The 22,667-nt window shown below is 71.8% G+C and carries 20 protein-coding genes; 11 read left to right on the top strand and 9 right to left on the bottom strand.

Translation table 11 applies throughout. The features are described 5' to 3' along the window. The first annotated feature begins 105 nt into the window (after positions 1-105). From ACQP00_RS23745 to ACQP00_RS23720, 6 genes are read left to right on the top strand one after another with little or no spacing between them, the layout of a single operon-like run. Complete coding sequence (locus ACQP00_RS23745) at positions 106-1,044, top strand: phosphate/phosphite/phosphonate ABC transporter substrate-binding protein (RefSeq protein WP_433222542.1); 939 nt, start codon at positions 106-108, stop codon at positions 1,042-1,044. Positions 1,045-1,056: 12 nt separating this feature from the next. Further along, complete coding sequence (gene phnC / locus ACQP00_RS23740) at positions 1,057-1,842, top strand: phosphonate ABC transporter ATP-binding protein (protein ID WP_433222540.1); 786 nt, start codon at positions 1,057-1,059, stop codon at positions 1,840-1,842. Then, the gene (phnE, locus tag ACQP00_RS23735; protein WP_433222538.1) at positions 1,839-3,533 is read left to right on the top strand and encodes a phosphonate ABC transporter, permease protein PhnE; all 1,695 of its coding nucleotides are present in this window, start codon (positions 1,839-1,841) and stop codon (positions 3,531-3,533) included. The genes phnC and phnE overlap by 4 nt, the downstream gene beginning before the upstream one ends. Next, positions 3,530-4,636 (top strand): TIGR03364 family FAD-dependent oxidoreductase, encoded by a 1,107-nt coding sequence (locus ACQP00_RS23730; RefSeq protein ID WP_433222536.1) that lies wholly within the window; start codon positions 3,530-3,532, stop codon positions 4,634-4,636. The genes phnE and ACQP00_RS23730 overlap by 4 nt, the downstream gene beginning before the upstream one ends. A 9-nt stretch (positions 4,637-4,645) precedes the next feature. After that, positions 4,646-5,314: a phosphonatase-like hydrolase gene (locus ACQP00_RS23725; RefSeq protein WP_433222534.1), complete on the top strand. Its 669-nt coding sequence runs from the start codon at positions 4,646-4,648 to the stop codon at positions 5,312-5,314. A gap of 4 nt (positions 5,315-5,318) precedes the next feature. Further along, positions 5,319-6,308 (top strand): zinc-binding dehydrogenase, encoded by a 990-nt coding sequence (locus ACQP00_RS23720; RefSeq protein WP_433222532.1) that lies wholly within the window; start codon positions 5,319-5,321, stop codon positions 6,306-6,308. Between the two features lie 4 nt (positions 6,309-6,312). On the opposite strand, the gene ACQP00_RS23715 is transcribed toward ACQP00_RS23720, so the two are convergent. Beyond that, positions 6,313-6,747 carry an effector-associated constant component EACC1 gene (locus ACQP00_RS23715; protein ID WP_433222530.1) on the bottom strand — a complete coding sequence of 145 codons (435 nt, stop codon included), beginning with the start codon at positions 6,745-6,747 and terminating at the stop codon, positions 6,313-6,315. Positions 6,748-6,770: 23 nt separating this feature from the next. Here ACQP00_RS23715 and ACQP00_RS23710 point away from each other — a divergent pair, with 23 nt between their 5' ends. Beyond that, positions 6,771-12,869 carry a caspase, EACC1-associated type gene (locus tag ACQP00_RS23710; RefSeq protein WP_433222528.1) on the top strand — a complete coding sequence of 2,033 codons (6,099 nt, stop codon included), beginning with the start codon at positions 6,771-6,773 and terminating at the stop codon, positions 12,867-12,869. Between the two features lie 17 nt (positions 12,870-12,886). Here ACQP00_RS23710 and ACQP00_RS23705 read toward each other — a convergent pair whose 3' ends face one another. Further along, complete coding sequence (locus tag ACQP00_RS23705) at positions 12,887-13,795, bottom strand: aldo/keto reductase (RefSeq protein ID WP_433222526.1); 909 nt, start codon at positions 13,793-13,795, stop codon at positions 12,887-12,889. Positions 13,796-13,838: 43 nt separating this feature from the next. Between ACQP00_RS23705 and ACQP00_RS23700 the strand changes: the two genes are divergently transcribed. Further along, the gene (locus tag ACQP00_RS23700) at positions 13,839-14,525 is read left to right on the top strand and encodes a hypothetical protein (protein WP_433222524.1); all 687 of its coding nucleotides are present in this window, start codon (positions 13,839-13,841) and stop codon (positions 14,523-14,525) included. Here ACQP00_RS23700 and ACQP00_RS23695 read toward each other — a convergent pair. Then, a complete protein-coding gene (locus ACQP00_RS23695) occupies positions 14,512-15,627 on the bottom strand; it encodes a M48 family metallopeptidase (protein ID WP_433222522.1) in 1,116 nt (371 codons plus the stop codon). The two genes, ACQP00_RS23700 and ACQP00_RS23695, sit on opposite strands and share 14 nt — an antisense overlap. 46 nt (positions 15,628-15,673) lie before the next feature. On the opposite strand from ACQP00_RS23695, the gene ACQP00_RS23690 reads away from it, so the two are divergent. Continuing rightward, positions 15,674-16,057 (top strand): VOC family protein, encoded by a 384-nt coding sequence (locus tag ACQP00_RS23690; protein ID WP_433222520.1) that lies wholly within the window; start codon positions 15,674-15,676, stop codon positions 16,055-16,057. A 48-nt stretch (positions 16,058-16,105) separates the two neighbouring features. Here the strand turns inward: ACQP00_RS23690 and ACQP00_RS23685 are convergent, their stop codons facing one another. The 3 genes from ACQP00_RS23685 to ACQP00_RS23675 form a co-directional block, all read right to left on the bottom strand. Then, complete coding sequence (locus tag ACQP00_RS23685) at positions 16,106-16,786, bottom strand: AAA family ATPase (RefSeq protein WP_433222518.1); 681 nt, start codon at positions 16,784-16,786, stop codon at positions 16,106-16,108. 163 nt (positions 16,787-16,949) lie between these two features. Then, positions 16,950-17,096, bottom strand: a complete 147-nt coding sequence (locus tag ACQP00_RS23680) for a hypothetical protein (RefSeq protein WP_433222516.1) — start codon at positions 17,094-17,096, stop codon at positions 16,950-16,952. A 615-nt stretch (positions 17,097-17,711) separates the two neighbouring features. Next, positions 17,712-18,644 (bottom strand): helix-turn-helix transcriptional regulator, encoded by a 933-nt coding sequence (locus tag ACQP00_RS23675; protein WP_433222514.1) that lies wholly within the window; start codon positions 18,642-18,644, stop codon positions 17,712-17,714. A gap of 154 nt (positions 18,645-18,798) precedes the next feature. Between ACQP00_RS23675 and ACQP00_RS23670 the strand changes: the two genes are divergently transcribed. Further along, a complete protein-coding gene (locus ACQP00_RS23670) occupies positions 18,799-18,990 on the top strand; it encodes a hypothetical protein (RefSeq protein ID WP_433222513.1) in 192 nt (63 codons plus the stop codon). Between the two features lie 145 nt (positions 18,991-19,135). On the opposite strand, the gene ACQP00_RS23665 is transcribed toward ACQP00_RS23670, so the two are convergent. From ACQP00_RS23665 to ACQP00_RS23655, 3 genes are all read right to left on the bottom strand, one after another. Further along, positions 19,136-19,702, bottom strand: coding sequence for a dihydrofolate reductase family protein (locus tag ACQP00_RS23665; RefSeq protein WP_433222511.1), 567 nt, complete (start codon positions 19,700-19,702; stop codon positions 19,136-19,138). Between the two features lie 20 nt (positions 19,703-19,722). Continuing rightward, positions 19,723-21,150, bottom strand: coding sequence for an MATE family efflux transporter (locus tag ACQP00_RS23660; RefSeq protein WP_433222509.1), 1,428 nt, complete (start codon positions 21,148-21,150; stop codon positions 19,723-19,725). Between the two features lie 77 nt (positions 21,151-21,227). After that, positions 21,228-21,671 (bottom strand): MarR family winged helix-turn-helix transcriptional regulator, encoded by a 444-nt coding sequence (locus tag ACQP00_RS23655; RefSeq protein ID WP_433222507.1) that lies wholly within the window; start codon positions 21,669-21,671, stop codon positions 21,228-21,230. A 75-nt stretch (positions 21,672-21,746) separates the two neighbouring features. On the opposite strand from ACQP00_RS23655, the gene ACQP00_RS23650 reads away from it, so the two are divergent. Continuing rightward, positions 21,747-22,610 (top strand): hypothetical protein, encoded by an 864-nt coding sequence (locus ACQP00_RS23650; RefSeq protein ID WP_433222506.1) that lies wholly within the window; start codon positions 21,747-21,749, stop codon positions 22,608-22,610. Positions 22,611-22,667 lie beyond the last annotated feature (57 nt).

The raw sequence follows: 22,667 nt of genomic DNA, 5'->3' as shown, positions 1-22,667 counted from the left end.
TGGCACTCGTTCGCGAAAGTCGCGGGGCTCGTTCCCGCTGCGTTCACATCACCTCCCTAGCTTGACGGCCGACAATCACGGGTTTGAACGACTGAGGTGGGTCATATGAAGTTCTCCGCTCGGGCGGCGTTGAGCCTGCTCACGGCGGCCGCACTGCTCGCCGGCACGGCGGCCTGCGGCTCGGATGACGACAGCTCGACGTCCGCCGACTCCTCGGCCGCGGCCGCCGGCGGCAAGTTCGCCAAGGACCCCGGCACGCTGATCTTCGGCGTGGTCCCGGACACCGCGTCGACGCAGCAGAACTACCAGCCGCTGCAGGACTACATCGCGAAGATCACCGGCCTCAAGGTCGAGTACCGCGAGTCGTCCGACTACGCCGCACTGATCGAGGCCGCCGTCTCCGGCAAGGTCGACATCGCCAGCTTCTCCGGCTTCACCTACGTGACGGCCAAGAACAACGGCGCCAAGATCACGCCGTTCGCCTCGATCATCACCAAGCAGGGCCAGGAGCCCGGCTACTACTCCGAGGCCATCGCCCCGGCGAACTCGGCGATCAGCAAGATCGAGGACTTCAAGGGCAAGAAGGTCTGCTTCGTCAGCCAGACCTCGACCTCGGGCTACCTGTACCCGAGCTACAACCTGCTCAAGGCCGGCATCGACCCGACCAAGGACGTGACCCCGGTCTTCGCCGGCAAGCACGACGCGTCGGCGCTCAAGGTCTCCCAGGGCAGCGAGTGCGAGGCCGGCTTCGCCGAGGACGTGGCCGTCGACGCCCAGAAGGGCCTGAAGGTCATCGCCAAGACGTTCGTCATCGGCGCCCCGATGACCATCGCCGACGGGCTGCCGGCCGACCTCAAGCAGAAGGTCGTCGCGGGCCTGCAGAACGTCACGATCGACCAGATCAAGTCGGCCGGCATCCCCAACGCCGACAGCGACAACTTCAAGAAGACCTTCTACGCCCTTGCCCCGGTCGACGACGCGAAGTACGACATCATTCGCGACCTGTGCAAGCAGACCAAGGCCGCGGCCTGCAACGCGGGCTGAGGACATAACGCCATGACGGTCGACGACACGGCACCCGCGGTGGTCGAGGTGCACGGGCTCAGCAAGACCTTCGGACAGGTCGCCGCCCTGCGGGACGTGTCGCTGACGGTCGGCCGCGGTGAGATCGTCGTCCTGCTCGGGCTCTCGGGCTCGGGCAAGACGACGCTCCTGCGGCACATCAACGGGCTGGAGAGCCCGACCAGCGGCTCCCTCACCGTGCTCGGCGAGGACCTCGGCGCCCTGCGCGGCCGCGAGCTGCGGAAGATGCGCGGGCGCATCGGCATGGTCTTCCAGCAGTTCCACCTGGTCAGCCGGCTCACCGTGCTGGAGAACGTGCTGACCGGGGCGCTCGCGGGGCTGCGCGGGCCGCGGCTGGGGATCGCGGCGTACCCGCGCGACCTGCGCCGGCGCGCGCTCAGCCAGCTCGACCGGGTCGGCCTGCTCGACAAGGCCTACCAGCGGGCCGACACGCTCTCCGGCGGCCAGCAGCAGCGGGTCGCCATCGCCCGGGCCCTCATGCAGAGCCCGGAGATCCTGCTCGCCGACGAGCCGGTCGCCTCGCTCGACCCCGAGTCGAGCGACCAGGTGATGGCCCTGCTGCGCGAGATCGCCGCGGAGAACCAGCTCACCGTGGTCTGCAGCCTGCACCAGGTCGAGCTCGCGCTCGTGTGGGGGCAGCGGATCGTCGGCATGCGCAGCGGCAGCGTCGTGCTCGACTCGCCCGCGGCCGAGATGACCCGGGAGACCGCGATGCGCATCTACGGGCGGATGACGGCCTCGCTGGCGGAATCCAAGTGAGCGCCACCGAGACACCCGTCGACCTCGAGAAGGCGGTCCGGCGGCCCGGTCCCTCGCGGCCGGCCGTGACCGCCGGCGTGCTGCTCATCGGGCTGCTGGTGTTCGCGGTCTGGTCGCTGAGCCGGATCGGGTTCACCGCCGAGACGTTCACCGAGAGCGCCGACAAGGTGCAGCCGTTCCTGGACCGCATGCTGCCGCTGCGCTTCCCGCCGATGGCCGACCTGTTCACGTCGATCGGCATCACGCTCGGTGTGGTGCTGTGCGGCACGGTCATCTCGGCGGTCGTCTCGGTGCCGATCGCCTACATCTCGGCCCGCAACACCAGCCCGCGCCCGTGGCTGATCCCGATCGGGCGGGCCATCGGGGTCGTCACCCGCGCGGTGCCCGACGTGGTGCTGGCCATGCTGTTCGTGCTGCTGTTCACGCTCGGCTCACTGCCGGGCATCCTGGCCATCGCGCTGCACTCGATCGGCATGATCTCCAAGCTCTTCGCCGACGCCATCGAGCAGATCGACGAGGGGCCGCGGCACGCCGTCCGGGCGACCGGCGCCTCGCGCGGGCAGGAGTTCTGGTCCGGCATCTTCCCGCAGGTGCTGCCGTCGTGGATCGCGACCACCCTGCACCGCAGCGACATCAACCTGCGCGGGTCGGTGCTGCTGGGCTACGCGGGGATCATCGGGCTCGGGTACGACTTGCGGCTGGCGCTGGAGTCGTTGGCGTACAAGCGAGCCATGGCTTTCGCCCTGGTCATTTTCCTGCTGTGCGTCATCTTCGAAATCATCTCTACTTCGATTCGGGCGCAGTTGCTGGGGACCGCGCCCGCGGGGAACAGCCTGGGGGCGCGGCTCGCACGGCGGCGGACTGCTTCCCCTTCTGCGCAAAGCGGGCATTTTGCCTCCGTTGACGCCGCTCTGCGCAGGCCGTGGACCCGGGACCGCGTCGCCTCGACCGGCGGCCTCGTGGCCACCGTGGTGGTGCTCGCCGGGGCGGTGATCGTCTCGCAGGCCAAGTGGCTCGACCTGTTCACGTTCTGGAAGCAGCTCCCCCTGCTGTTCGAGCGGGCCTGGCCGCCGTCGATCGAGCCGCGCACCTGGTCCGACGTGTTCGACGCGCTGCTCATCACGCTGGAGATCGCGGCCGCCGCGACCCTGCTCAGCCTGATCGCCTCGCTCGTGATCGGCCCCCTCGCGTCGCGCAATGCCGCACCCAACGGGATCGTGCGCGGCGGGGCACGGCTGGTGCTGCTCATCGTCCGCTCGATCCCCGAGCTGATCCTGGCCATCGTGCTGATCATCATCACCGGCCTCGGCCCGCAGGCCGGCACCATCGCCCTCGCGTTCGTCGGCGTGGGCCTGCTCGGCAAGCTCATCGCCGACTCCCTCGAGGAGGCACCGCTGGGGCCGCAGACCGCCGTACGGTCCGTCGGCGGCACCCGCACCCAGGTGTTCTTCTCGGCCACGGCGCGGCTGAGCGTGCCCGCGCTGGTCGGGCACACGCTGTACCTGTTCGACAGCAACATCCGCTCGGCCACAGTGCTCGGCATCGTGGCGGCCGGCGGCATCGGCTACTACCTGATCGACGCCACCCGCGTCTCCCGCTACGACCAGGTCACCGCGTTCGTCCTCGTGCTCGTGGCGGTCGTGCTGGTCGTCGAGGGCATCTCGATGGTCATCCGCCGGGCCCTGCGGTGACCGACGCGTTCGACCTGGCCGTCGTCGGCGCCGGCATCGTCGGCCTGGCCCACGCCGCGGCCGCACACGAGCGCGGCCTGCGGGTGGTCGTCGTCGAGCGGGCCGCCGCGATCGTCGGGGCCAGCGTGCGCAACTTCGGCCACGCCTGCATCACCGCGCAGAGCGGGCCGGCCCGCGACTACGCCGAGCGCTCCCGCGAGCTGTGGCTGCGCTACGCCTCGCGGGCCGGCTTCTGGGCCCGCGAGTCCGGCACGCTCGTCGTCGCCCGGGCCGCGGACGAGCTGGCCGTGCTCGAGCAGTGGGCGAGCGGCGAGCCCGGCGTCACGCTGCTCGGCGCGGAGCAGCTCGCGGATCGCGTTCCCGTCGTCGGTACCGTCGGTGGCGCCTTCCTCCCCCGCGACCTCCAGGTCGACCCGCGCGAGGCGGCCCCTGCCCTGGCCCGTTACCTGGCTTCGGAGGGCGTGGAGTTCCGCTGGCGCACGGCGGCGCTGGGCGTGACGGACGGCGTGCTGCACACCGCCCGCGGCCCGATCCGCGCCGAACACGTCGTAATCGCCGTCGGCCACGACGTCGACCACCTCTACCCGGACATCGCCGAGCGGGCCGGCGTCGTGCGCTGCGGCCTCGACATGCTGCTCGTCGAGCCGGGCGCGCTGCGGACCCCGCTGGCCGCGCCGGTCCTCACCGGCTGGTCGCTGCTGCGGTACTCCGGCTTCGCCGCCACCCCCGCCGCCACCGCCCTGCGCGAGCGGCTGTCGACGCAGCACCCGGACCTGTACGCGCTGGACCTGAACCAGATGTACACCCAGCGCCCCGACGGCACCCTCGTCGTCGGCGACACCCACTACCGCGGCGTGACCGTCGCCCCGTTCCAGCCCGAGGCCTCGTTCCAGGCCCTCGCGGACGTCACCCGCGAGCTGTTCGGCCTGACCGCCCTGCCGGTCCGCGAGCGCTGGCAGGGCGTCTACGCCTCGGCCCCGGAGCCGTTCCTCATCGCCGCCCCCGCCGAGGGAGTGCGCATCGTCTCGGTCACCACCGGCATCGGGATGACCACCGGCCTCGGCCTCGGCGAGGCAGTTGTAGCCGAACTCATGCAAACCTAAGGACACGTCATGCAATTCGAAACTGTGGTGCTGGACCTCGCCGGAACGACCGTCAAGGACGACGGCCTCGTCGAGCAGAGCTTCGCCCGCGCCTACGACCGGGTCCTGCCCGACAACCCGGGCCGCGCCGCCGCCATGGAGCACGTCCGCGTCACCATGGGCCAGTCCAAGATCGAGGTGTTCCGCGCCCTGGCCGACGAGCAGACCGCCCAGCGCCTCAACACCGCGTTCGAGCAGTCGTACGCCGAACTGGTCGACGAGGGCCGCTGCGAGCCCATCGCCGGCGCGGAGCAGGCCGTCCGCGAACTGCGCGAGCGCGGCCTGCACGTGGTGTTCAACACCGGCTTCGGCCGCGCCACCGCCGACGCCGTCATCGCCGCCCTGGGCTGGCAGGACCTCGCCGAGGCGGTCCTGACCCCGGCCGACGCCGGGCGCGGCCGCCCGTACCCCGACCTGCCGCTGACCGCCCTCCTGCGCACCGGCGCCAGCTCGGTCGCCTCCCTCGTCGTCGTCGGCGACACCGAGTCCGACGCCGCCACGGGCGTGGCCGCGGGCGCGGGCCTGATCGTCGGCGTCCTGACCGGCGGCCGCCCGGCCGAGTCCCTCCGCGCCGCCGGCGCCCACGAGGTCCTGCGCTCGGTGGCCGAGCTGCCGGCCCTGATCGACGCCCGGTCCTGACCCGGTGCCGACTGCCCGCTACGCCCGCTGGGACGGCGCCGGCCGGCCGTTCGAGCTGGTCGAGACGCCGCTGCCCAGCGACGGCCTGCTGGTCGAGATCGAGCTGGCCACGGTGTGCGGCAGCGACCTGCACACGGTGGCCGGCCACCGCTCCGCCCCGACCCCGACCATCCTCGGCCACGAACAGGTCGGCCGCGTCGTCGCCACCGGCGAACGCGTCGTCTGGTCGGTCACCGTCTCCTGTGGACAATGCCGCCGTTGTACTGCCGGCAGGCCGCAGAAGTGCCTGCTGCTCCGAAAATTCGGCCACGAGCGCATCGACGCGGACTGGACCCTGAACGGTGGCTTCGCCACACACGCCGTCCTGCCGCCCGGCACCACGGTCGTGCCGGTCCCCGCCGCACTGCCGGCGGCGGTGGCGGCACCGGCCTCGTGCGCGACGGCCACGGTGGCGGCGGTCCTGGACGCGGTACCGCCGGTCGCGGGACGCCGGGTGCTGGTGACGGGGGCCGGTCTGCTGGGCGTGACGGTGACCGCGATGGCGGCTTCGGCTGGGGCCGAGGTCATCGTCAGCGACCCGGACCCGTCTCGCCGCGCGCTCGCCCTGCGGTTCGGGGCCGCTTCGGTGGTCGCGCCTTCCGACCTGCCGACAGGGGTGGACGTGGCCCTGGAATTGTCGGGCTCGCCGGCGGCCGTGGCGGGGTGCCTGGACTCCCTTGATGTTGGCGGTCACGCGGTGCTGGCCGGGTCGGTGTTTCCCGGGCCGGCGGTGCCGGTCGACCCGGAGCGGGTGGTCCGCAACCTGCTGACGGTGACCGGGGTGCACAACTACCGGCCGGAGCATCTTGGGCGGGCGGTCTCGTTTCTGGCCTCGCATCATGAGCGGTACCCGTTCGCCGAGCTGGTGGCCGCGCCGTTCGGGTTGTCGGAGCTGGAACGGGCGTTCGCGGCCACCGGGCCGGCGCTGCGACAGGCCATCGACCCCTCGCGCTGACCGCTCAGGCGTCGCGTCCCTCGTCCGGGATCGCGCGGCGAAGCGCCTCGAGCAGCACCGCCTCGGAGACCGTGTCACCCGTGACGGTGACGCGGTCCACGATCTCGCCGTCGATCTCCGTGACGATCTCGATCGACCGGCGCCGGTCGCGCTTGAACCACAGATAGATCACGTTTACCGCGCCGGCCACCGCTCCGGCACTGCCGAGGCTCAGCCCGAGCTCGTGCACCCACCCCTTTTCGCCGGGCACAGCCGGCCGAAGTGGCCCGCGAAGCAAATAGTGAGCGGCTCTCAAATTTGCTTCGAGATCAGTCGCCGCCGATTGCCGGGCCGGATGGTCGCGTTCGACCCCCGAAATGCCCGGCTCGACCGTGATCAATAAAGTTGACATCGCACTCCCCTGGTCGCCATCCGCGGTCGTACAGTAGACCATCGACATGATGGCCGTCGGCGGGAACTGATGTGCACAAGGCGCTTCTGATCTGCAACGCGGATTACACGGAGGATCCGGGCGGTCTACCGAACCTGCGTGGTCCGCGCTGCGACGGACAACTCCTCCGGGATGCCCTCATCGACGACAAGACGGGCATCTTCGCGCCCGAGAATGTCACACTTCTGCTGAACCAGCCATACCTGCAGATGCTCCGCGCGATCAATGTCTTCTTCCGCCAGGCCACGCCCGACGATGAACTGCTGTTCTATTTCAGCGGCCACGGATGCGTCGAACATTCGCAGCTCTACCTGTGCGCGTCGGATTCCAACTCGGGACTGCTCCCGAGTTCCTCGGTGGGCAGCGACTCGATCAAGGCGATCCTGCTGGGTTCCGTCGCCACCGCGAAAGTGTTCCTGCTCGACTGCTGTCACGGCGGCGCGTTCGGCAAGGGCGCACCCGCCATAGCCGAGCACCTCTCCGGCCGCGGTCTGTTCACCCTGGCCTCGGCGCCGTCGAGCGAATCGGCGAAGGACGCGCCCCGGGACGGGCAGCCCAGCCCCTTCACCCGCGCGCTGGTCGAGGGCCTGACGTCCGGGGCGGCAGCGGACGAGTCGGGCAACGTCAACCTCGAGAGCCTCTACAACTACGTGCGCCGCACGCTCGCCGGCAGCCCGGAACCAAGCTGGATCATCGAAGGCGTTGGCAGCCCGCTCATCGCCCGGCGGCCGGTCGAGTCCCCGGCCGAGACGGTCGTCCCGCCGCCGGCGGCGGAGACCGGTCAGGAACCGCCGCCGCCGGCCGCCATGGTGCCGGCCGTGCACAGCCCGGACTTCCTGTCGTCGATGACCGACGCGACCTCCGTCAGCGCGCTGAGGGTGGCGAACTTCCGTCGGGAACTGCGCGAGGACATCGCGCGGCGGATGCCCGAGCAACTGTCGGCGGTCGAGTTCCTCCAACGGGCCCACCTGATGCAGGCCGGCCGGCTGACGGTGGCCGGCGCCCTGCTCTTCGGCGAGGACCCGGTGGCAGTACTGGCGACCGCGATGGTGCAGTGCAGCCGGTTTCACGGCGGCACGATCAAGAAGCTCGATCTGTTCGGCAGCATCCCGGAGCAGATCCAGGAGGCTCGCCAGTTCGTCGAGGACCTCGCGCGCCGCGGCGAGATGCCGACCGAGCACGACGCGCTGTCGCAGCCCGTGTACGACTACCCGATGATCGCCGTGCGCGAGATCGTCGCCAACGCGCTGGTACACCGGGACTACGAACACCGGACCGCGTGCGTCCACGTGCAGATGCGCGAGGACCGGCTGCGGGTCATGAGCCCGGGGACCTGGGCGGGCGGCCCGTTGCCGGAAGGCGAAACGGTCCCGCTGGCCAGCCTGCAGACCGAGTCGCACAAGCGCAATTTCCGGCTCGCTTCGATTCTGACGTGGATGCGGGTCGTGGAGGGCGAGGGGTCGGGTATTCCGCGGTCATTGCTCGACTGCCAGCGCATCGGCGCCCCGATTCCCCAGGTCACCCAGTCCCACGGCATGCTGATCGTCGAGATCTTTCCGCGCGCCGACCGGGGCGGCGACGGGTCCGAGCAGAGCGGTGCTCCGCCCCGCGACGTGCAGACGTTGGCCTCCGGCCTGGCCCAGATGCCCGAGCTGCTCGATGGGAGCACCCGGCAGCATCTCGTCAACCAGCTCCCGGCGGCGGCGCAGAGCGCGATCTCGCGGCATCCGATCGCCCGGACGGACATCGAACGGATCGTGACCGCCACATGCGCACTCCCGGGCGGTCCGCGGCTGCTGTACTCGGCCCTGCTCAACACCATCGGCGCCGAGGCCGCGGGCAATGCCCGGGCCGCGTTCGGTTCCCTGCTCGGCCCGCCGGCGATCGCCGCGGCCTCGTTCCGGGTCACCCCGGGCGGCGGTCCGAAGGCGTACATCTCGGCGACGCAGAAGGATCTCCTGGACTGCCGGGGCGTGGTGCATGCCGCACTGCGTCGCCTGGGCATCGCGGACGTGGCGATGGAGGCGTACGTCGCCGACGGACGTCCGCCGCTGGAACGGTGCCTGGCCGACGTCGCCGCGAGCGACATCTACATCGGGCTCTTCGCCTGGCGATACGGTTTCCGCCCGGCGGGCCATGACATGTCGATCACCGAGCTGGAGTACCGCGAGGCGGTCCGGCTCAGGAAGGCCTGCTACATCTTCCTGCTGTCCGAAGACGCCTCCTGGCCGATGAGCATGGTCGACCGCGACGAGGACGGCGAGCGGATTGCCGCACTGCGGGAGGAACTGCGCACCAGCCACGTGTGCAGCTTCTTCACGGGCCCGGACGACCTCGCCGCCCAGGTCACGGCCGCGCTGGCCAATTACCACGGCCAGGAGTATCGCGAACCGGCCGGGGAGGCGGACGAGCCGCTGGCCGAGGAGCAGGTCGACGCCTATCTCCACCGGCTGCGCCAGCAGTACGTAGGGATCGAGCTCGACGCGCTCAATCCCAGGCCGACGATCGACTATCTCAGCGTCCGGCTGCAGTCAATCTTCGTGGAGCCGTCGGTGCGCGAGGAGGCCGCGCCCGAGGTGCCACGGGCCTGGTGGCAGCGGCTGCCAGCCGAGGACGATCCCGAGTTGCCCGACGATCGCCGGCAGGCGGTACTGCTGCGGGAATCCTATGAACTCAAGGCCCGCGAGCACCTCTTCGACGTAGTGGCCGACCCTGGGCACCCGTTCGTCGTCATCCTGGGCGATCCGGGTTCGGGCAAGTCGGCCGTGACCCGGTTCCTGGCCCTCACCCTGGCCGACGGGGCCGTACCGGCGCGGCTGGCCGGGTTGCGGGACCACCTGCCGGTGCTCATCGAGCTGCGCTCGTTCCTGGCCCACCTGGGCGACGGGCGGTGCGAGGGCTTCCTGGACTACCTCGGCCACCGCGCCGACACCGACCGGCTCGGACTGCCCCGGGAGGGGCTGACCCGATACCTGCGCGGCGGCGGCAAGGCTCTGTTCCTCTTCGACGGCCTGGACGAGATCCTCAACCCGCACCGGCGGGACACCACGGCCAGCCAGATCGCCGCGTTCGCCTTCCAGTTCCCCGGCGTGCGGGTGCTGGTGACGTCACGCACCGTGGGGTATCCGCGGCGGACCCTCACTGAGGCGGGCTTCCACCACTTCACCCTGGACAACTTTGACGGCGACCAGATCGAGCAGTTCCTGACCGGCTGGCACGCACACTCCATGCCTGCGCAGGAGGTGGAGTCGGCGGTACTGCGGGCCCGAATCCACGACGTGATCGCCGAGTCGGCGGCGATCCGGGAGCTGGCCGGCAATCCGTTGCTGCTGACCATCTTCGCCGTCATGAGCCGCAGCCAGGAGCTGCCCAAGGAGCGCTGGAGGCTGTTCGACCACGCGGCCGAGGTGCTCATCGTGCACTGGGACGTGAATCGGCAGCTTCGTGAGCACCACGGCACCGAGCTGGACGAGAACGCCACGAAGACGCTCCTGCAGCGGCTGGCGCTGTGGATGCAGTCGAACGCAGGCGGGCTGTCGGGCAACTACATCGCCAAGCACCAGCTCGTCAGGGTCTTCGAGGACTATCTCGTCGAGCGCTTCTCGTATTCGCGCGGCGCCGCGAGCGCGATGGCCAACACGATGATCGAGCAGCTACGCGAGCGGAACTTCATGCTCGGACGGTACGGCTCGCGGCTCTACGGCTTCGTCCACCGTGCCTTCCTGGAGTTCTTCAGCGCCCAGGCGATCGTCGAGCGGTTCGAGGAGTCCGACCCTGAATGGAGCATGGAACGGCTGCGGGAGCTGTTCGAGGCGCATTGGGCCGACGCCGACTGGCGCGAGGTCCTGCGGCTCATCGTGGGCCAGCTACCGGACGGGCCGGCTGGTGAGCTGATCGAGATGCTGGCGGTCGAGGTCAACCGGCCCTGGCCGGCCGAGGAGTTTGCGCAGCCGCCGTGGAACCTGGTGCTCGCCGCGCAGTGCCTGGCCGAAGTGCCGGACGTTCGCTCCGTGGCGGCCGCCGCCCAGACCGTGCTGCGCCAGCTGATCCTGTTCATCGAGCATGGCATTGCCATCGGGGACCGCACCACGGCCGAGATTGTCGAGGCGGCGATTCTGCCGACGGTCCGGGTGCTCGGCGAACACTGGCCGGGCCGGCAGGCGTTCGGCTTCTGGTACCGCCGCCGCGGCATCGCCGTCAGCTGGGTTTCCGGTTCGTATTTCGCCACGCGGATCGCCGCACTGCTGGCCGCGCCGCAGGAGGCCATCGAAGACGTGCTTGATGACGGGCTGGGTGAGGTCGCCGACCGCCGCGCCCGGCACGCGCTGGTCGCCGGTCTGGCCGAGGTCGCGGCCCGGCCCGGCCTGGGCGACCGGCCTGCCGGAATCGCCCACCGCGCAAGATGCGAGGCGTTGCTGGCGAACCGGGCCCGCTCGGACCAACATGGCGCCGTGCGCCTGGCCGCCGCCGAGGCACTTGTGGCCAACTTCGACTCCGATTCGCAGACCACCCAACTGCTCGTCGAGCTCGCCTCCGACGACCCGTACCCCGATCTGCGGCTGATGGCCGTGCAGACCCTCGGCCGGCGGCCCGAGCTCGACGATGCCCTGGGCACCCTGCTGGTCGAGCGGGCCACCCGTGATCCCGACGAGGCGGTACGAAGGTCGGCGGTTCAGGCCCTTGGGCGGCATGTCGCCGGGCGACCCGACATCGAGCAACTGCTCATGGATTGCATCCGGACCGACTTGGACCCGGGCGCCGTAGCGGCGGCCACCCGTGCTCTCGTCGGCGAGTCCCCGATCGGCGACGAGGTTCGGGGGCTGCTCATGGCCCGCGCCGACACCGAGTCCAGCGACCCGGTGCGCCGGTGCGCGCTGCGCCTGCTCGCCGAGTGGTGTCCGGACGAGGACGTGCTCGGGTTGCTCGTCGCGACGCTACGGGCGAAGGACGCCGATCCCCGCACCCGGGCCGTGTCCATCGAGGAACTCGTCCGACTCGACAAGACCGGGCGTGCTCTGCGTGAACTGCTCGCCGACCTGGCCGCGCACGACGGCGACGGTTGGCTACGGCTCGTCGCGCTGCGAACGCTGACCGAGCGGTACCAGCCCGACCGTAGCCTGCTCGTGCACGCCGCGACCGTCGACACTGACGCCGACGTGCGCATGTTCGCCCTGGAGCAGCTCGCCAAGCGCTGGCCCGACCACACGACCGTCGACCTGCTCGCGGCCCGCGTCCGCGAGCACGGCGCGACCAGCACCCGCGTGGCCGCCATTCGCCTGCTGGCCGAGCAGTTCACCGGCGACCCCGTCAGCCATGGCCTGATCATGCGGCAGGCAGCCGAGGAGGCCGACCCGGCCGTACGGCTCGCCGCGACCCGGGCCCTGCTCCGCCACAGCGGGTCGGCCGACGTCCGCGACCTGCTACTCGATCGCGTGCACAGCGACGACGAGCCCAAGATCGTCAGGGAGTCGGCCGAGGCCCTCGCCGGCTGGCCCGACCATCGCAAACGGGCTCGTGACCGGCTCGCCGAGCGGTCCCGGCACGATGAACACTCCCGCGTCCGGCTGGCCGCCCTGCACACCCTCGTCGGCTTCGACCGGAGCAAGCCGGTCGACCTGCTGCTCGATCTGGTCGCCCACGATCCCGACCCGCAGGTGTTCCGTGCGGCCGCCGAGATCCTCGGGCCGCATCCCGGATTCTTGAATACCCTGGCCGGACTGCTGATGAGCCGCGCCGCTGAGCCCGACCCGGCGATTCGCCGGCCCGCCTGCGAGCTGCTCGGTCGGCTCTTCGGCGACGACGAGCGGGCCCGAGCCGTTCTGGCCGACCACGCCGAGCACGACGACGACATCCAGGTGCGCCGGGTCGCCGTGGCCGCGCTCGGGGCGACCGCGGGGCGGCATCCGCAGGTTCGGCCGCTGCTCGTGGCGATGCTCGACGACACCGACTGGTCGGTGCGCCGCAACGCTGTGCACGCGCTCGGGCGGCAGTTGGGTGATGACGAGACGACGCGCGCCCTGTTCTCCGAGCGGGCCCGGACCAGCCCGGACGAGCACACCCGGCGCCTCTTCGGGGAGGCTCTCACGTGGCTGCCCCGGGCCGATCCGGAGGACCTTCCATCGGTGGTGTGACCAGGAGATCCTTCGCGTTAGAGCTCGTCCCAGAGCGCGTCTGGGATCGGGTGCTCCAGTAGCGCTGCGCTCTGTTCCATCTCCGCCGCCGAGCGGGCGCCCACCACCACGGCGGCGACGGACGGGTGGCGGAACGGGAACTGCACCGCGGCCGCCAGCACCGGCACGCCGTGGCGTTCGCAGGTGTCGCGGATGCGGGAAGCCGCCGGGGAGGTCTCGTCCAGCAGTGCGCCGCCCTGGTACACCCCGGCGGCGAGCAGGGCCACCCCGCGCTCGGCGCACAGGGGCAGCAGGTCGTTCGCACCCGAACGGTCGAGCAGGGTGTAGCGGCCGGCCAGCATGACGCAGTCGAGGCCGGGGTCGGGGGCCTCGCGGATGAAGCGGGCGGCCACGTCGGCGTGGTTGACGCCCAGGGAGATCGCGGCGATCCGGCCGGTCGCGCGCAAACGGGCCAGCGCCGGGTAGGCGGTCTCCAGCGCGGCCGGGAAATCCAACTCAGGGTCGTGGATGTGGAGGACGTCGACCCGGTCCAGGGCGAGGCGGTCGAGGCTGTCGGCGAGCGAGCGGTACACGCCGTCGGCGGTGTAATCCAGGCGCGGGCCGAGTCCCGGTGGCGGGTCGGCCCAGATCGGCTGGCCGTCCGGGCCGCCGGGTTCGATCAGGCGGCCGACCTTCGTGCACAACACGAACTCGTCGCGCGGGCGGGTGCGCAGGCGGCGGCCGGCGCGGCGTTCCGAGCGGCCGTAGCCGTAGACCGGGGCGGTGTCGAACAGCCGGACGCCGAGGCGCCAGGCGGCGTCGATGGTTTCGTCCGCGTCGAGGGTGGAGACCGGCGTGTGCAGGCCGCCGATCGAGGCGAGACCCAGGCCGAGGCGCGTGACGGACAGGGTCGTGCGGCCCAGGGGCACGCGGTCGGCGGCTCGCACGGTGACCACGGTACCGAAGCACACCGACTACGGTTATCCAACCATGGATGGACGCGAGTTCGAGATTCCAACGGCTGAGGGATTGTTCCTGCTCTGGGACGTCTCGGCCGACACGCCCGCGGCGCAGCGGCCCGCCGCCGACGCGGCGCGGATTCCGGGGAGTCGCGGGGGGCGGCTGTTCGGGGCGGCGGGGGCGGTGCTGCGGGTGCGGTGTGCGAGCCAGTACAGCCGGCCGCGCCTCATTCTGGAGCTGCTCGACGAACCACCGGCCGACGCCGACAGCAACGGCAACCGCCACGCGGCCTCGCACGACGAGCCACCGGCCGACGCCGACGGCAACCGCAACGCTGCCTCGCAACACCAGCCATCGGCCGACACCGACGGCAACGGCAGCGGCAACACCGCATCGCCCGACGAGCCACCGGCCGACGTTGACGAGGCGTCGCTCGACGGGCGGCCGCGCGAATCCAACGCCGGCGGGATTTGGCACTGGGAGGCCGCCTTCGAGTTGGAGCTGCCGACCGGGCACATAGTTGTGGAGGGCGACAGTGACGAGGGTGAGCTGGCCGTGATCGCGCTTCCCGCTGGGCCCGGGCGGTACGGGGTTGCGCTGGGGCACGCAGGGCGGGCGGAGCACCAGAAGCGGATTGCCGGGGCCGGGTATGAGGAGTGGCCGGGAATTCAGCGGCTGGAGCGGTACAAGATCAGGCTTTGGTTCATAGGCGTTTGAGGGTGCGGGCCGAACGGGCGGCCGGCTCCGCCAGTTCGGCGTCGATGCGCATGTTCTGCGCCGACGTCACCACGACTGCGGCTGACTCGCCGGGTAGCGCCTCGAGGGCCCGGGAGCGCAGGCCGTTCGGCGGGTGGGAGTCGAACAGGGACACGTCGTCCAGCGAGGACTCCCGGCGCGCGGCGAGGTTGGGGCGGACCTCGACCAGGAGTTTGGCGATCGTCTCCGGCCACTCGGCGAGCGGGCGGTCGGTGCGCGCGTTGCGCATGATGAGCATGACGGCGCTCTTGCGCAGCAGGAGCACATCGAGCAGGTCGACCGCGGCCGTGCGGCCGGCGACGGTGGCGGCGAGGCGGTCCGCGCGGTACTCGGCCCGCTGGCCGTCCCGCACCGCCAGCACGGCGATGCCGACGCGGAACGGCAGGATCGCCGCGCGCAGGACGCCCGTCACGAGGCCGAGGACGAGCCGGGTCACGATGCTGGCCACCCCGACCACCGGCTGCAGCCACGCGTCGACCCGTTGCAGCGCGACCACCGCCGGGGCCACGAACAGGCCGCGGCGCGGGTCGCCGTTGACGAAGTGGCCGAGTTCGTGGCCGAGCAGGGCGACCCGCTGCTGGGCCGGGAGCGAGACCCACAGCGGCAGGCCCAGCACGAGCACCGGCCGGCGGCGTAATCCAACGAGTGTTGTGAAGGCGTTGAACTCGTCGTCCTCGACGTAGACGGCCGGCATCGGGGCGGACAGCGCGGCCGCCACCTGGCCGATCAGCCGGTGCAGCTCGGGGGCCTGCGCCGCGGTCACCTCGGTGGCGTACTTCGGCACGCGACCGAAGCGCGGCCGCAGCTCCACCGCCATGGCGACCAGCGGCAGCCCGAGGACCAGTCCGAACCCGGGGAACGACAGGCTGCACAGCCAGAGGCCGAGCGCGAGTAGGGCGAGGATCAGGGCGTACAGGAGCAGGCTCGTGAAAATCAGCAACCCCGACGCCGCGCGGCCGCCGGGCCGGTTGCCGAGCTGCGCGCCGAACGCGCTCAGGCTGTGCCGCTTGGCCAGCGAATGCGACCAGCGGCCGAGCCGGCGAAAGAAGAAGTCTCCCGTCACGGCGCAGATCATGCACCGCCGGCCGCCGAAAGGATAGATTGCGGCGGTGGCGACATTCTGGACGCTCGGCTGCGACGCCGACGACCCGCAACGGCTCGCGGCATTTTGGGCGGCCGCGTTGGATTACGTCCGGGAGCCCGGGTTCGACGAGCCCGACAATGCGTCCATTGTGGACCCTGACGGGCGCGGGCCGGCCATTGGATTCCTGAAGGTGCCGGAGGGCAAGACCGCCAAGAACCGGATGCACATCGACGTCCGCGTGGCCGGGCCCGGGCCGTGGGACATGGCCGAGCGGGCCCGGCTGATCCGCGCGAAGGTCCCGGAGCTCGTCGCGGCCGGGGCCACCGTGGTCCGCGAGGAGCACTACGGCGACGAGCTGGGCCACGTCGTCATGCTGGACCCCGAGGGCAACGAGTTCTGCGTGGCGTGAACCCGCCGCACCCGGGTGAATGCGTGATCTGAACCCGCCCGGCCCGGCTCACCCGACGAAGTGGATGGCCTCCAGCCGCGTCGCCCCGGCCCGGCCCATTCGCGTGACCGAGGCCGCCTCGCGCGTCGCCTCGGCCCCGTCCATCAGGTCCTGCCAGTTGCGGCAGTGCGCGGCGAACGACGCCGCCCGCACCCGGCGCCCGCGCGCTTCCTGCCCGGCAAGGGCATCCCGCGGGTGTACGTCCAGCAACAACAAATGCACCGGCCGGCGCGACCGCCGCGCGGCCGTGAACAGCATTCGCCGCACCCAGGACTTCGTCGCGCACTCGTGCACGACCACGGGTCCCGGCGCGCGCAGGGCCAGCAGCACCCGAGCGTAGTGGGTCACGTGGACGATCGGCCGCCACCAGCGGTAGGGCAGCCGACCGAGGTACGGCCGCCACCACGTGCGCGTGTGGTCGGAGTCGAGCACGCGCACGCCCGCGGTGCCAGGCGGAAAGAGGCGCCGCAACAGGGTCGTCTTGCCCGCGCCAGGCACCCCGGCGACCACCAGCACGACGTCGGCGCCGAAGGAGAGCGCCGCGACCGCCGGACGCGCCCCAGGCGCGACGCCGGCGTGCGCCTCGGCCGCGACTGCAGACCCGACCCCAGCCGCGGGACGGGGCTCAGCTGCAATGGCGGCACGCGCCTCAGCCGCGACCGCCGGTCCAGCCTCAGCCCCGATCGCCACCGCGGGACGGGACCCAGGCGGAACGGCGACATGCGCCTCGGCCGCGACTGCAGGACCGGCCCCAGCCGCGACCGCGACCGCGGAAAAGGCCTCAGTCGCGACCGCGGGACGGGCATCAGCCGTGACGGCAGAACCGGCCTCGGCCGCGGCGGCGCTGCGCGGCTCAGCCGCGACGGCGGACACGGGACACGACCTGCTGCAGCCGGCGGCGGTTCTCGGGCTTGCGCAGCTCGTTCTGCGCGCGGTAGACGAGGCGCTGCCCCTGCGGGCTGCTCAGGAACCGGCGAATGCGGTCGGCGATCGTGGGCATCGAGTGTCCTTTCCCGCCGCCGACGCGAGCCGAACTCTCGCACGCGAGACCTCGACCCTGTCCGCGGCAACACGTATGTCACCTGCTGGGTCGAAGGTCTCGTCCACCCCGGCGCGCGGGGCCCGGCCACCGGGAGCCACGAGGGCCCCGAACTGACGGCGAACCGGCGAAGGACTACTCCCCTTCGCCACCAAGAGTACCCGGCGTCCGCGAATCCGCCACCTCCGTGACGCGCGGCACCCGGACCAGCGACAACCGACGTCCGCCGAGGGTGCCCACGGCCGCGTGCAGGCGCAGCTGGGCGTCGTTGCCGCAGTGCAGCCCGCACAACCGGCACAGCACGACAACGCCCGCACCCGCCAGGTGCGCAGCCGCGATGCAGCCCGCGCAACCGGCGCAGCACGACGACGCCCGCACCCGCCAGGTGCGTCACCGCGATGCAGCCCGCGCAGCCGCTGCAGCACGACGGCGCCCGACCGCGCCGATTCGCAGCTCGGGTCAGTCCAGCGCGACCACGAGCAACGGCAGCCGATCGAACACCCGCTGCACGAGCCCCCGCTGCGCGAACCCCCGCTCGCCAACCAGCCGCCACAGCTCATCCACGAGGCACCGCCATCAAGGTCGACGCAAGGTCCGGCTCGGTGGAAGGCCGTACGCGGCCCGGTAGTTCGCCGTGAAGCGGCTGTGGTTGGCGAACCCCCAGCGGGCCGCGACCGCCGTGACCGTGGTCGATGCGGGGTCGGCCGCGGCCAGGTCGCGGTGGGCGTGTTCGAGGCGCACCCGCCGGAGGTACGCCGTCGGGGTGGTGTCGAGGTGGCGGCGGAAGGCCAGCTGCAGGGCGCGGACGGTGACGTGGGCGGCCACGGCGACGTCGGCGATGCTCAGGTCGGCGCCGGGGTGGTCGTCGATGAACGCGAGCGCGCGGCGCAGGGAGGCCGGGTGGGCGTCGTGGCGGTCCTCGATGGTCGGGTCGGCGCGGGCGGTGTTGGGGAAGACGGTGAGGGCGGTGGCGGCGAGCAGGCGGGCGGTGCTGCCGGCGATCAGCGGGTTGTCGGTGCAGTCGTCCTGGCCGATCAGGCCCAGCGCGAAGTCCAGGGCGTGGTTCCAGCGTCCGGTGGCGCCGGCGCCGGCGGGGCGGTAGCCGGTGAAGCGCACCGGTTCCGGGCCGGCGACCTGGGCGAGCAGGTCCGGGTCGAGGTAGGTGAGGTCGGCGTCGAGGTGGTCGAGGTCGCAGCTCCACTCACGGTCCGGCTGGCAGGCCAGGAACGTGTCGCCGGCCGCGTAGTCGGTCGACACGGCGCCGTTGCGGTAGACGGCGGTGCCGGAGCGCAGGCGGCCGAACGCCAGCAGGCCGAACGGATCGCCGGCGCCGGTGAAGGCCATGCCGTAGGTGACCCGGGACAGGGTCGCGTGCGGGCCGAGCGTGGTCCACGCCATGCGCATGTAGGTGCGGCGGCCGTTCACGTCCAGCCGCATCCGGGCGTACGTGTCGCTGATCATCCGCTCGGCCGCGTCCGCGTCGCGCGTCTCGAACATCGTCGTCGTCATCGTCGCTGGGCACCGCCCTCCCCCTCGCGACCCTACGGCGGAGGGCGCGGCTGCACATCAGACGAACCGCCTATCCGTTCCGCGAACTGCGGGCGGTCGCGGCTTCGTCTGCGGGGGTAGCCGCCGGGCGGCGGGGCGGGCCACGGTGACCAGCATGGTCGAACCAGCTCCGGCGCCGGCCATCTACGAGCGGGTCCCGCCGTCCGCGGTGGCCGAGGCGCTGGCCGAGGCGGCGGCGCTCATCGCCGAGTCCGAGCGCATCCACCGGCGGTCGCTGCAACTGCGCAACGCGGCCCGCACACGCGACCGGCACCGGGCCGGCGAGAGCCCCGCGGTGCCGGACTGAGCTACGGGGCGGGCGGGCCGTCGAGCAGGGTCGGGACGTACTCCAGCATCCGAGTGCATCCACCGGCGGTCGCTGCAACTGCGCAACGCGGCCCGCACACGCGACCAGCACCGGGCCGGCGAGACCCCCGCGGTGCCGGACTGAGCTACGGGGCGGGCGGGCCGTCGAGCAAGGTCGGAACGTACTCCAGCAGCTGGAGCCGGCCGTCGAAGGTGCGGTGCTCGACCAGGTCCAGCTTCAGGTCCGGGTAGCCGTCGAAGAGGCGCTCCCGGCCGGTGGCCCCGGTGATGACCGGGAAGACGACGACCCGGTACCGGTCGACCAGGCCGGCCGCGAGCAGCGAGCGGCTCAGGGAAAGGCTTCCAAGGGTACGCAGCGGCAGGTCCGACTCCTCCTTGAGGGTGCGCACCGCCTCGACCGCGTCGCCGGTGATCAGCCGGGAGTTGGCCCACGGGAGCGGCTCCCGCAGCGTGGAGGAGAACACGATCTTCGGCTGGGCGGTCAGCGCGTCCATGCCCTCCTCGCCGGGGGTCTGGGTGGCGAAGCCGTGCATGAGGCGGTACGTGGTCGCGCCCATGAGCGCCGCGTGCTGCTCCTGCTCCCCCAGCCAGGCCAGGTACTCCGGGCCTTCCATTCCCCAGAAGCCGGGCCAGCCCTCGCCCGCGCCGTAGCCGTCGAGCGACATGATGAAGTCCACCATCAAGGTCTGCATCGACTCAACCTAACCGCGGCTCAGGCTTCCAGCACGGCTTCGGCCCGCTCCGGCGTGCCCTCGGCCAGGCCCGCGTCGATCGCGCGGCGGGACAGGAGCCACATCGCGACGCCGACCAGGAAGACGATGATCTCGGTGACGGTCAGGGCCCAGATGATGCCGGTCAGGCCGAACCAGACGTTGCCGAGGATCACGATCGGGACGAACAGCACGCCCTGCGACAGCGACATGACGATCGCCGGCACCGAGCGCCCGGCCGCCTGGAACAGCGAGGTCAGCAGGCCGGTGAAGCCGTTGACGACCATGGCCGTCAGCTGGGCCATGAGCACGGTGACGCCGATCGCGAGCACCGAGTGGTCGGCCGAGAACAGCGCCAGGACCTGCTCGCGGAAGAGGAAGACGCCGACGAAGAACACCGCGGCGATGGCGCCGACCGTGGTCGCCGCGGCCCGCAGCGCCGCGGTGAGCCGGGTCCGGTCGCCCTTGCCATAGGCGTACGCGAGCAGCGGCAGGACGCCGATGGTCACGCCCATGATCAGGAACTCCGGGACCTGCGCGATGCGGACGGCGACACCCATCGCCGCGAGCGGGCCGTCGCCGTAGCCGGCCGCGAGGTTGTTGAGCACGAGCGCGGTGACGATCAGGAAGCCGGCCTGCAGCAACTCGCCGGAGCCGACGCCGAAGACCGGCTTGAGCACGGACGGGGCGAGGGTGAACCAGCGCGGGGCGAGGCTCACGTTCGCGCTGTTGCGCTGCAGCCAGAAGGCCCAGTACGCGACGCTGACGAGGTTGGCCAGGCCGGTGGCGAGCGCGGCGCCGCCGACACCCCAGGGCAGCACGAGGATGAACAGCACGTCGAACACGAGGTTGGCCACGGTGGAGGCGATCAGCCCGATCATCGCCTGCCGGGCGGCGCCCTCGGCGCGCACGAGCTGTTCGAGGCAGAACGCGGCGGCCATGACCGGGACGAAGGCGAGCATGACGGCGACGTAGGAACGCGTGGCCGGTACCGCCGCCGCATCCGCACCCAGCAGCCCGACCAGCGGGTGCAGCAGGAGCAGCCCGAGCCCGCCGAACACGGCGCCGGCGAGCACCGAGCCCCACACGGCGAACGACGAGACCCGCTTGATCTCGCCGGCCTTGGCCGGGTCGCGCTCGGACGCGCCGAGCAGCCGGGAGATGAGCGCGCCGCCGCCGACCCCGAACACGCTGCCGACGGCCATGACCAGGCCGAGCAGCGGGGTGCCGAAGGTGACCGCGGCGAGCAGGGCGCTGTCGTGCAGCGAGCCGATGAACCCGGCGTTGATGACGTTGTAGACGGCCCCGACGATCATCGCGGCGGCCATCGGCACGCACAGGTGCACGAGGGCGCGGGCGATCGGGGCGGCGGAGAGGTACCAGCGGTTGCTGCCGGCGGTCTCGGGTGCTTCCAAGGTCATGGTGCTCATGGCGGTCTTCTTTCAGCAAAGAAGGGCAGGGTGGATCGCGCGACGGCGACGACACCGGCGCGTAAGGAAAAGGAGGGTCAGCGCGTGGGCTGTGGCAGCTCCGCCGTGATCTTCACGAGCAGGGCGTGCAGGGTGGCCCGTTCGGCCTCGTCGAGCGGGGCCAGGATGGTGTCCTCGAGGCCGGTCATCGCCGCCTCGAAGCCGGAGATCAGCTCGATCCCGGCCGCGGTGGCGTAGACGCGCTTGCTGCGCTCGTCGCCGGCCTCGATGCGCCGCTCGACCAGCCCGCGCCGCTCCAGGCCCTGCAACAATCCAGAGACACTTGCCGCACTTGTACGGGTGATCGCCGCGATGTCGCGCTGGATGGCACCCGGGCTCTGGGCCAGGTAGCCCAGCACGAAGCCCTGCTCGAAGCTCAGCTCGCGGGCGCGGATCCAGTCCTCGCCCGCCTTGCGCTGCGCCCATCCGATCCAGCGCAGCAGCTCGAGCGTGCTGGTGAGGGGCCGGTCCATCGCGTCCATACTTAAGAAGCTAAGAGTTAGGACCCTAACAGTCAAGTCCCGAACCAAACCGCAACCGTCCGCAATACTGAGACGATGGACATGGATCTCGACGGCGCGGTCTCGTTCGTGGCCACCCACGGCCGGGTGCTCGACCGGCGGCGCCTCGCCGCGCTGCTCGGCACCGGCTCCCCCGACGACGTGCTCGTCGCCCTGGACGCCTACCGCAACCCCGACGGCGGCTACGGCTGGGGCCTCGAACCCGACCAGCGCTCCTCGAGCAGCCAGCCGGTCGGCGCCATGCACGCCCTGGAGCTGCTGGCCGACCTCCGCGACACGAAGAGCCCGCGGCCGGTGGAGGTGCTGGACTGGCTCGCCCGGCACAGTCTGCCCGACGGCGGCGTGCCGTTCGGCCTGCCGCACACCGACACCGCCGGCAACGCCCGGCACTGGGTCGAGGCCGACGCGACGGCCTCCTCGCTGCAGATGACGACGCAACTCGCCGCCCAGGCCCACCGGCTCGCCCGGCACCACGCCGACGTGGCCGAGCACCCGTGGCTCGCCGCCGCCACCGCGTACTGCCGGGACGGCATCGAACACATCGGCACGGCACCGCACGCGTACGAGGTGATGTTCGCGATCCGGTTCCTGGACGCGGCGGGTCTCGACGCCCGGCCGCTCGCCCGGTTCGTGGTCCCGGACGGGCCCACGCCGGTGACCGGCGGGGCCGAGGGCGAGGCGTTGCACCTGTTGGATTTCACGCCGTACGCCGGCGCGCCGTCCCGCACCGCGTTCCCGCCCGACGCCCTCGCCGCCGATCGCGAGCGCCTCGCCGCCCAACAGCGCGCCGACGGCGGCTGGACCGTCGACTACCCGACCTACAGCCCGGCCGCCGCCCTTGAGTGGCGCGGCCACACCACCATCCAGGCCATCCGCGTGCTGCGCGACACGCCGCTGTAGACGCGCCCGCACCGCCGGAAGGATCTCGGCCGGCCGGCGGCGCGGCCACACCACAAT

It is taken from the genome of Dactylosporangium sp. CS-047395 (genome assembly GCF_050942185.1).
Classification (GTDB): domain Bacteria; phylum Actinomycetota; class Actinomycetes; order Mycobacteriales; family Micromonosporaceae; genus Dactylosporangium.
The sequence above is the reverse complement of the archived record's forward strand: the minus strand, read 5'-3'. Positions and strand labels throughout refer to the sequence as shown.

Bases quoted from the DNA above. Each gene is read 5' to 3' on its own strand.
- ACQP00_RS23670 (WP_433222513.1), top strand. From the start codon at position 18,799: ATGGTCGAACCAGCTCCGGCGCCGGCCATCTACGAGCGGGTCCCGCCG.
- ACQP00_RS23675 (WP_433222514.1), bottom strand. From the start codon at position 18,644: ATGACGACGACGATGTTCGAGACGCGCGACGCGGACGCGGCCGAGCGG.
- ACQP00_RS23650 (WP_433222506.1), top strand. From the start codon at position 21,747: ATGGACATGGATCTCGACGGCGCGGTCTCGTTCGTGGCCACCCACGGC.
- ACQP00_RS23700 (WP_433222524.1), top strand. From the start codon at position 13,839: ATGGATGGACGCGAGTTCGAGATTCCAACGGCTGAGGGATTGTTCCTG.
- ACQP00_RS23680 (WP_433222516.1), bottom strand. From the start codon at position 17,096: ATGCCCACGATCGCCGACCGCATTCGCCGGTTCCTGAGCAGCCCGCAG.
- ACQP00_RS23715 (WP_433222530.1), bottom strand. From the start codon at position 6,747: ATGTCGATGGTCTACTGTACGACCGCGGATGGCGACCAGGGGAGTGCG.
- ACQP00_RS23745 (WP_433222542.1), top strand. From the start codon at position 106: ATGAAGTTCTCCGCTCGGGCGGCGTTGAGCCTGCTCACGGCGGCCGCA.
- ACQP00_RS23655 (WP_433222507.1), bottom strand. From the start codon at position 21,671: ATGGACGCGATGGACCGGCCCCTCACCAGCACGCTCGAGCTGCTGCGC.
- ACQP00_RS23665 (WP_433222511.1), bottom strand. From the start codon at position 19,702: ATGCAGACCTTGATGGTGGACTTCATCATGTCGCTCGACGGCTACGGC.
- phnC (WP_433222540.1), top strand. From the start codon at position 1,057: ATGACGGTCGACGACACGGCACCCGCGGTGGTCGAGGTGCACGGGCTC.
- ACQP00_RS23660 (WP_433222509.1), bottom strand. From the start codon at position 21,150: ATGAGCACCATGACCTTGGAAGCACCCGAGACCGCCGGCAGCAACCGC.
- ACQP00_RS23725 (WP_433222534.1), top strand. From the start codon at position 4,646: ATGCAATTCGAAACTGTGGTGCTGGACCTCGCCGGAACGACCGTCAAG.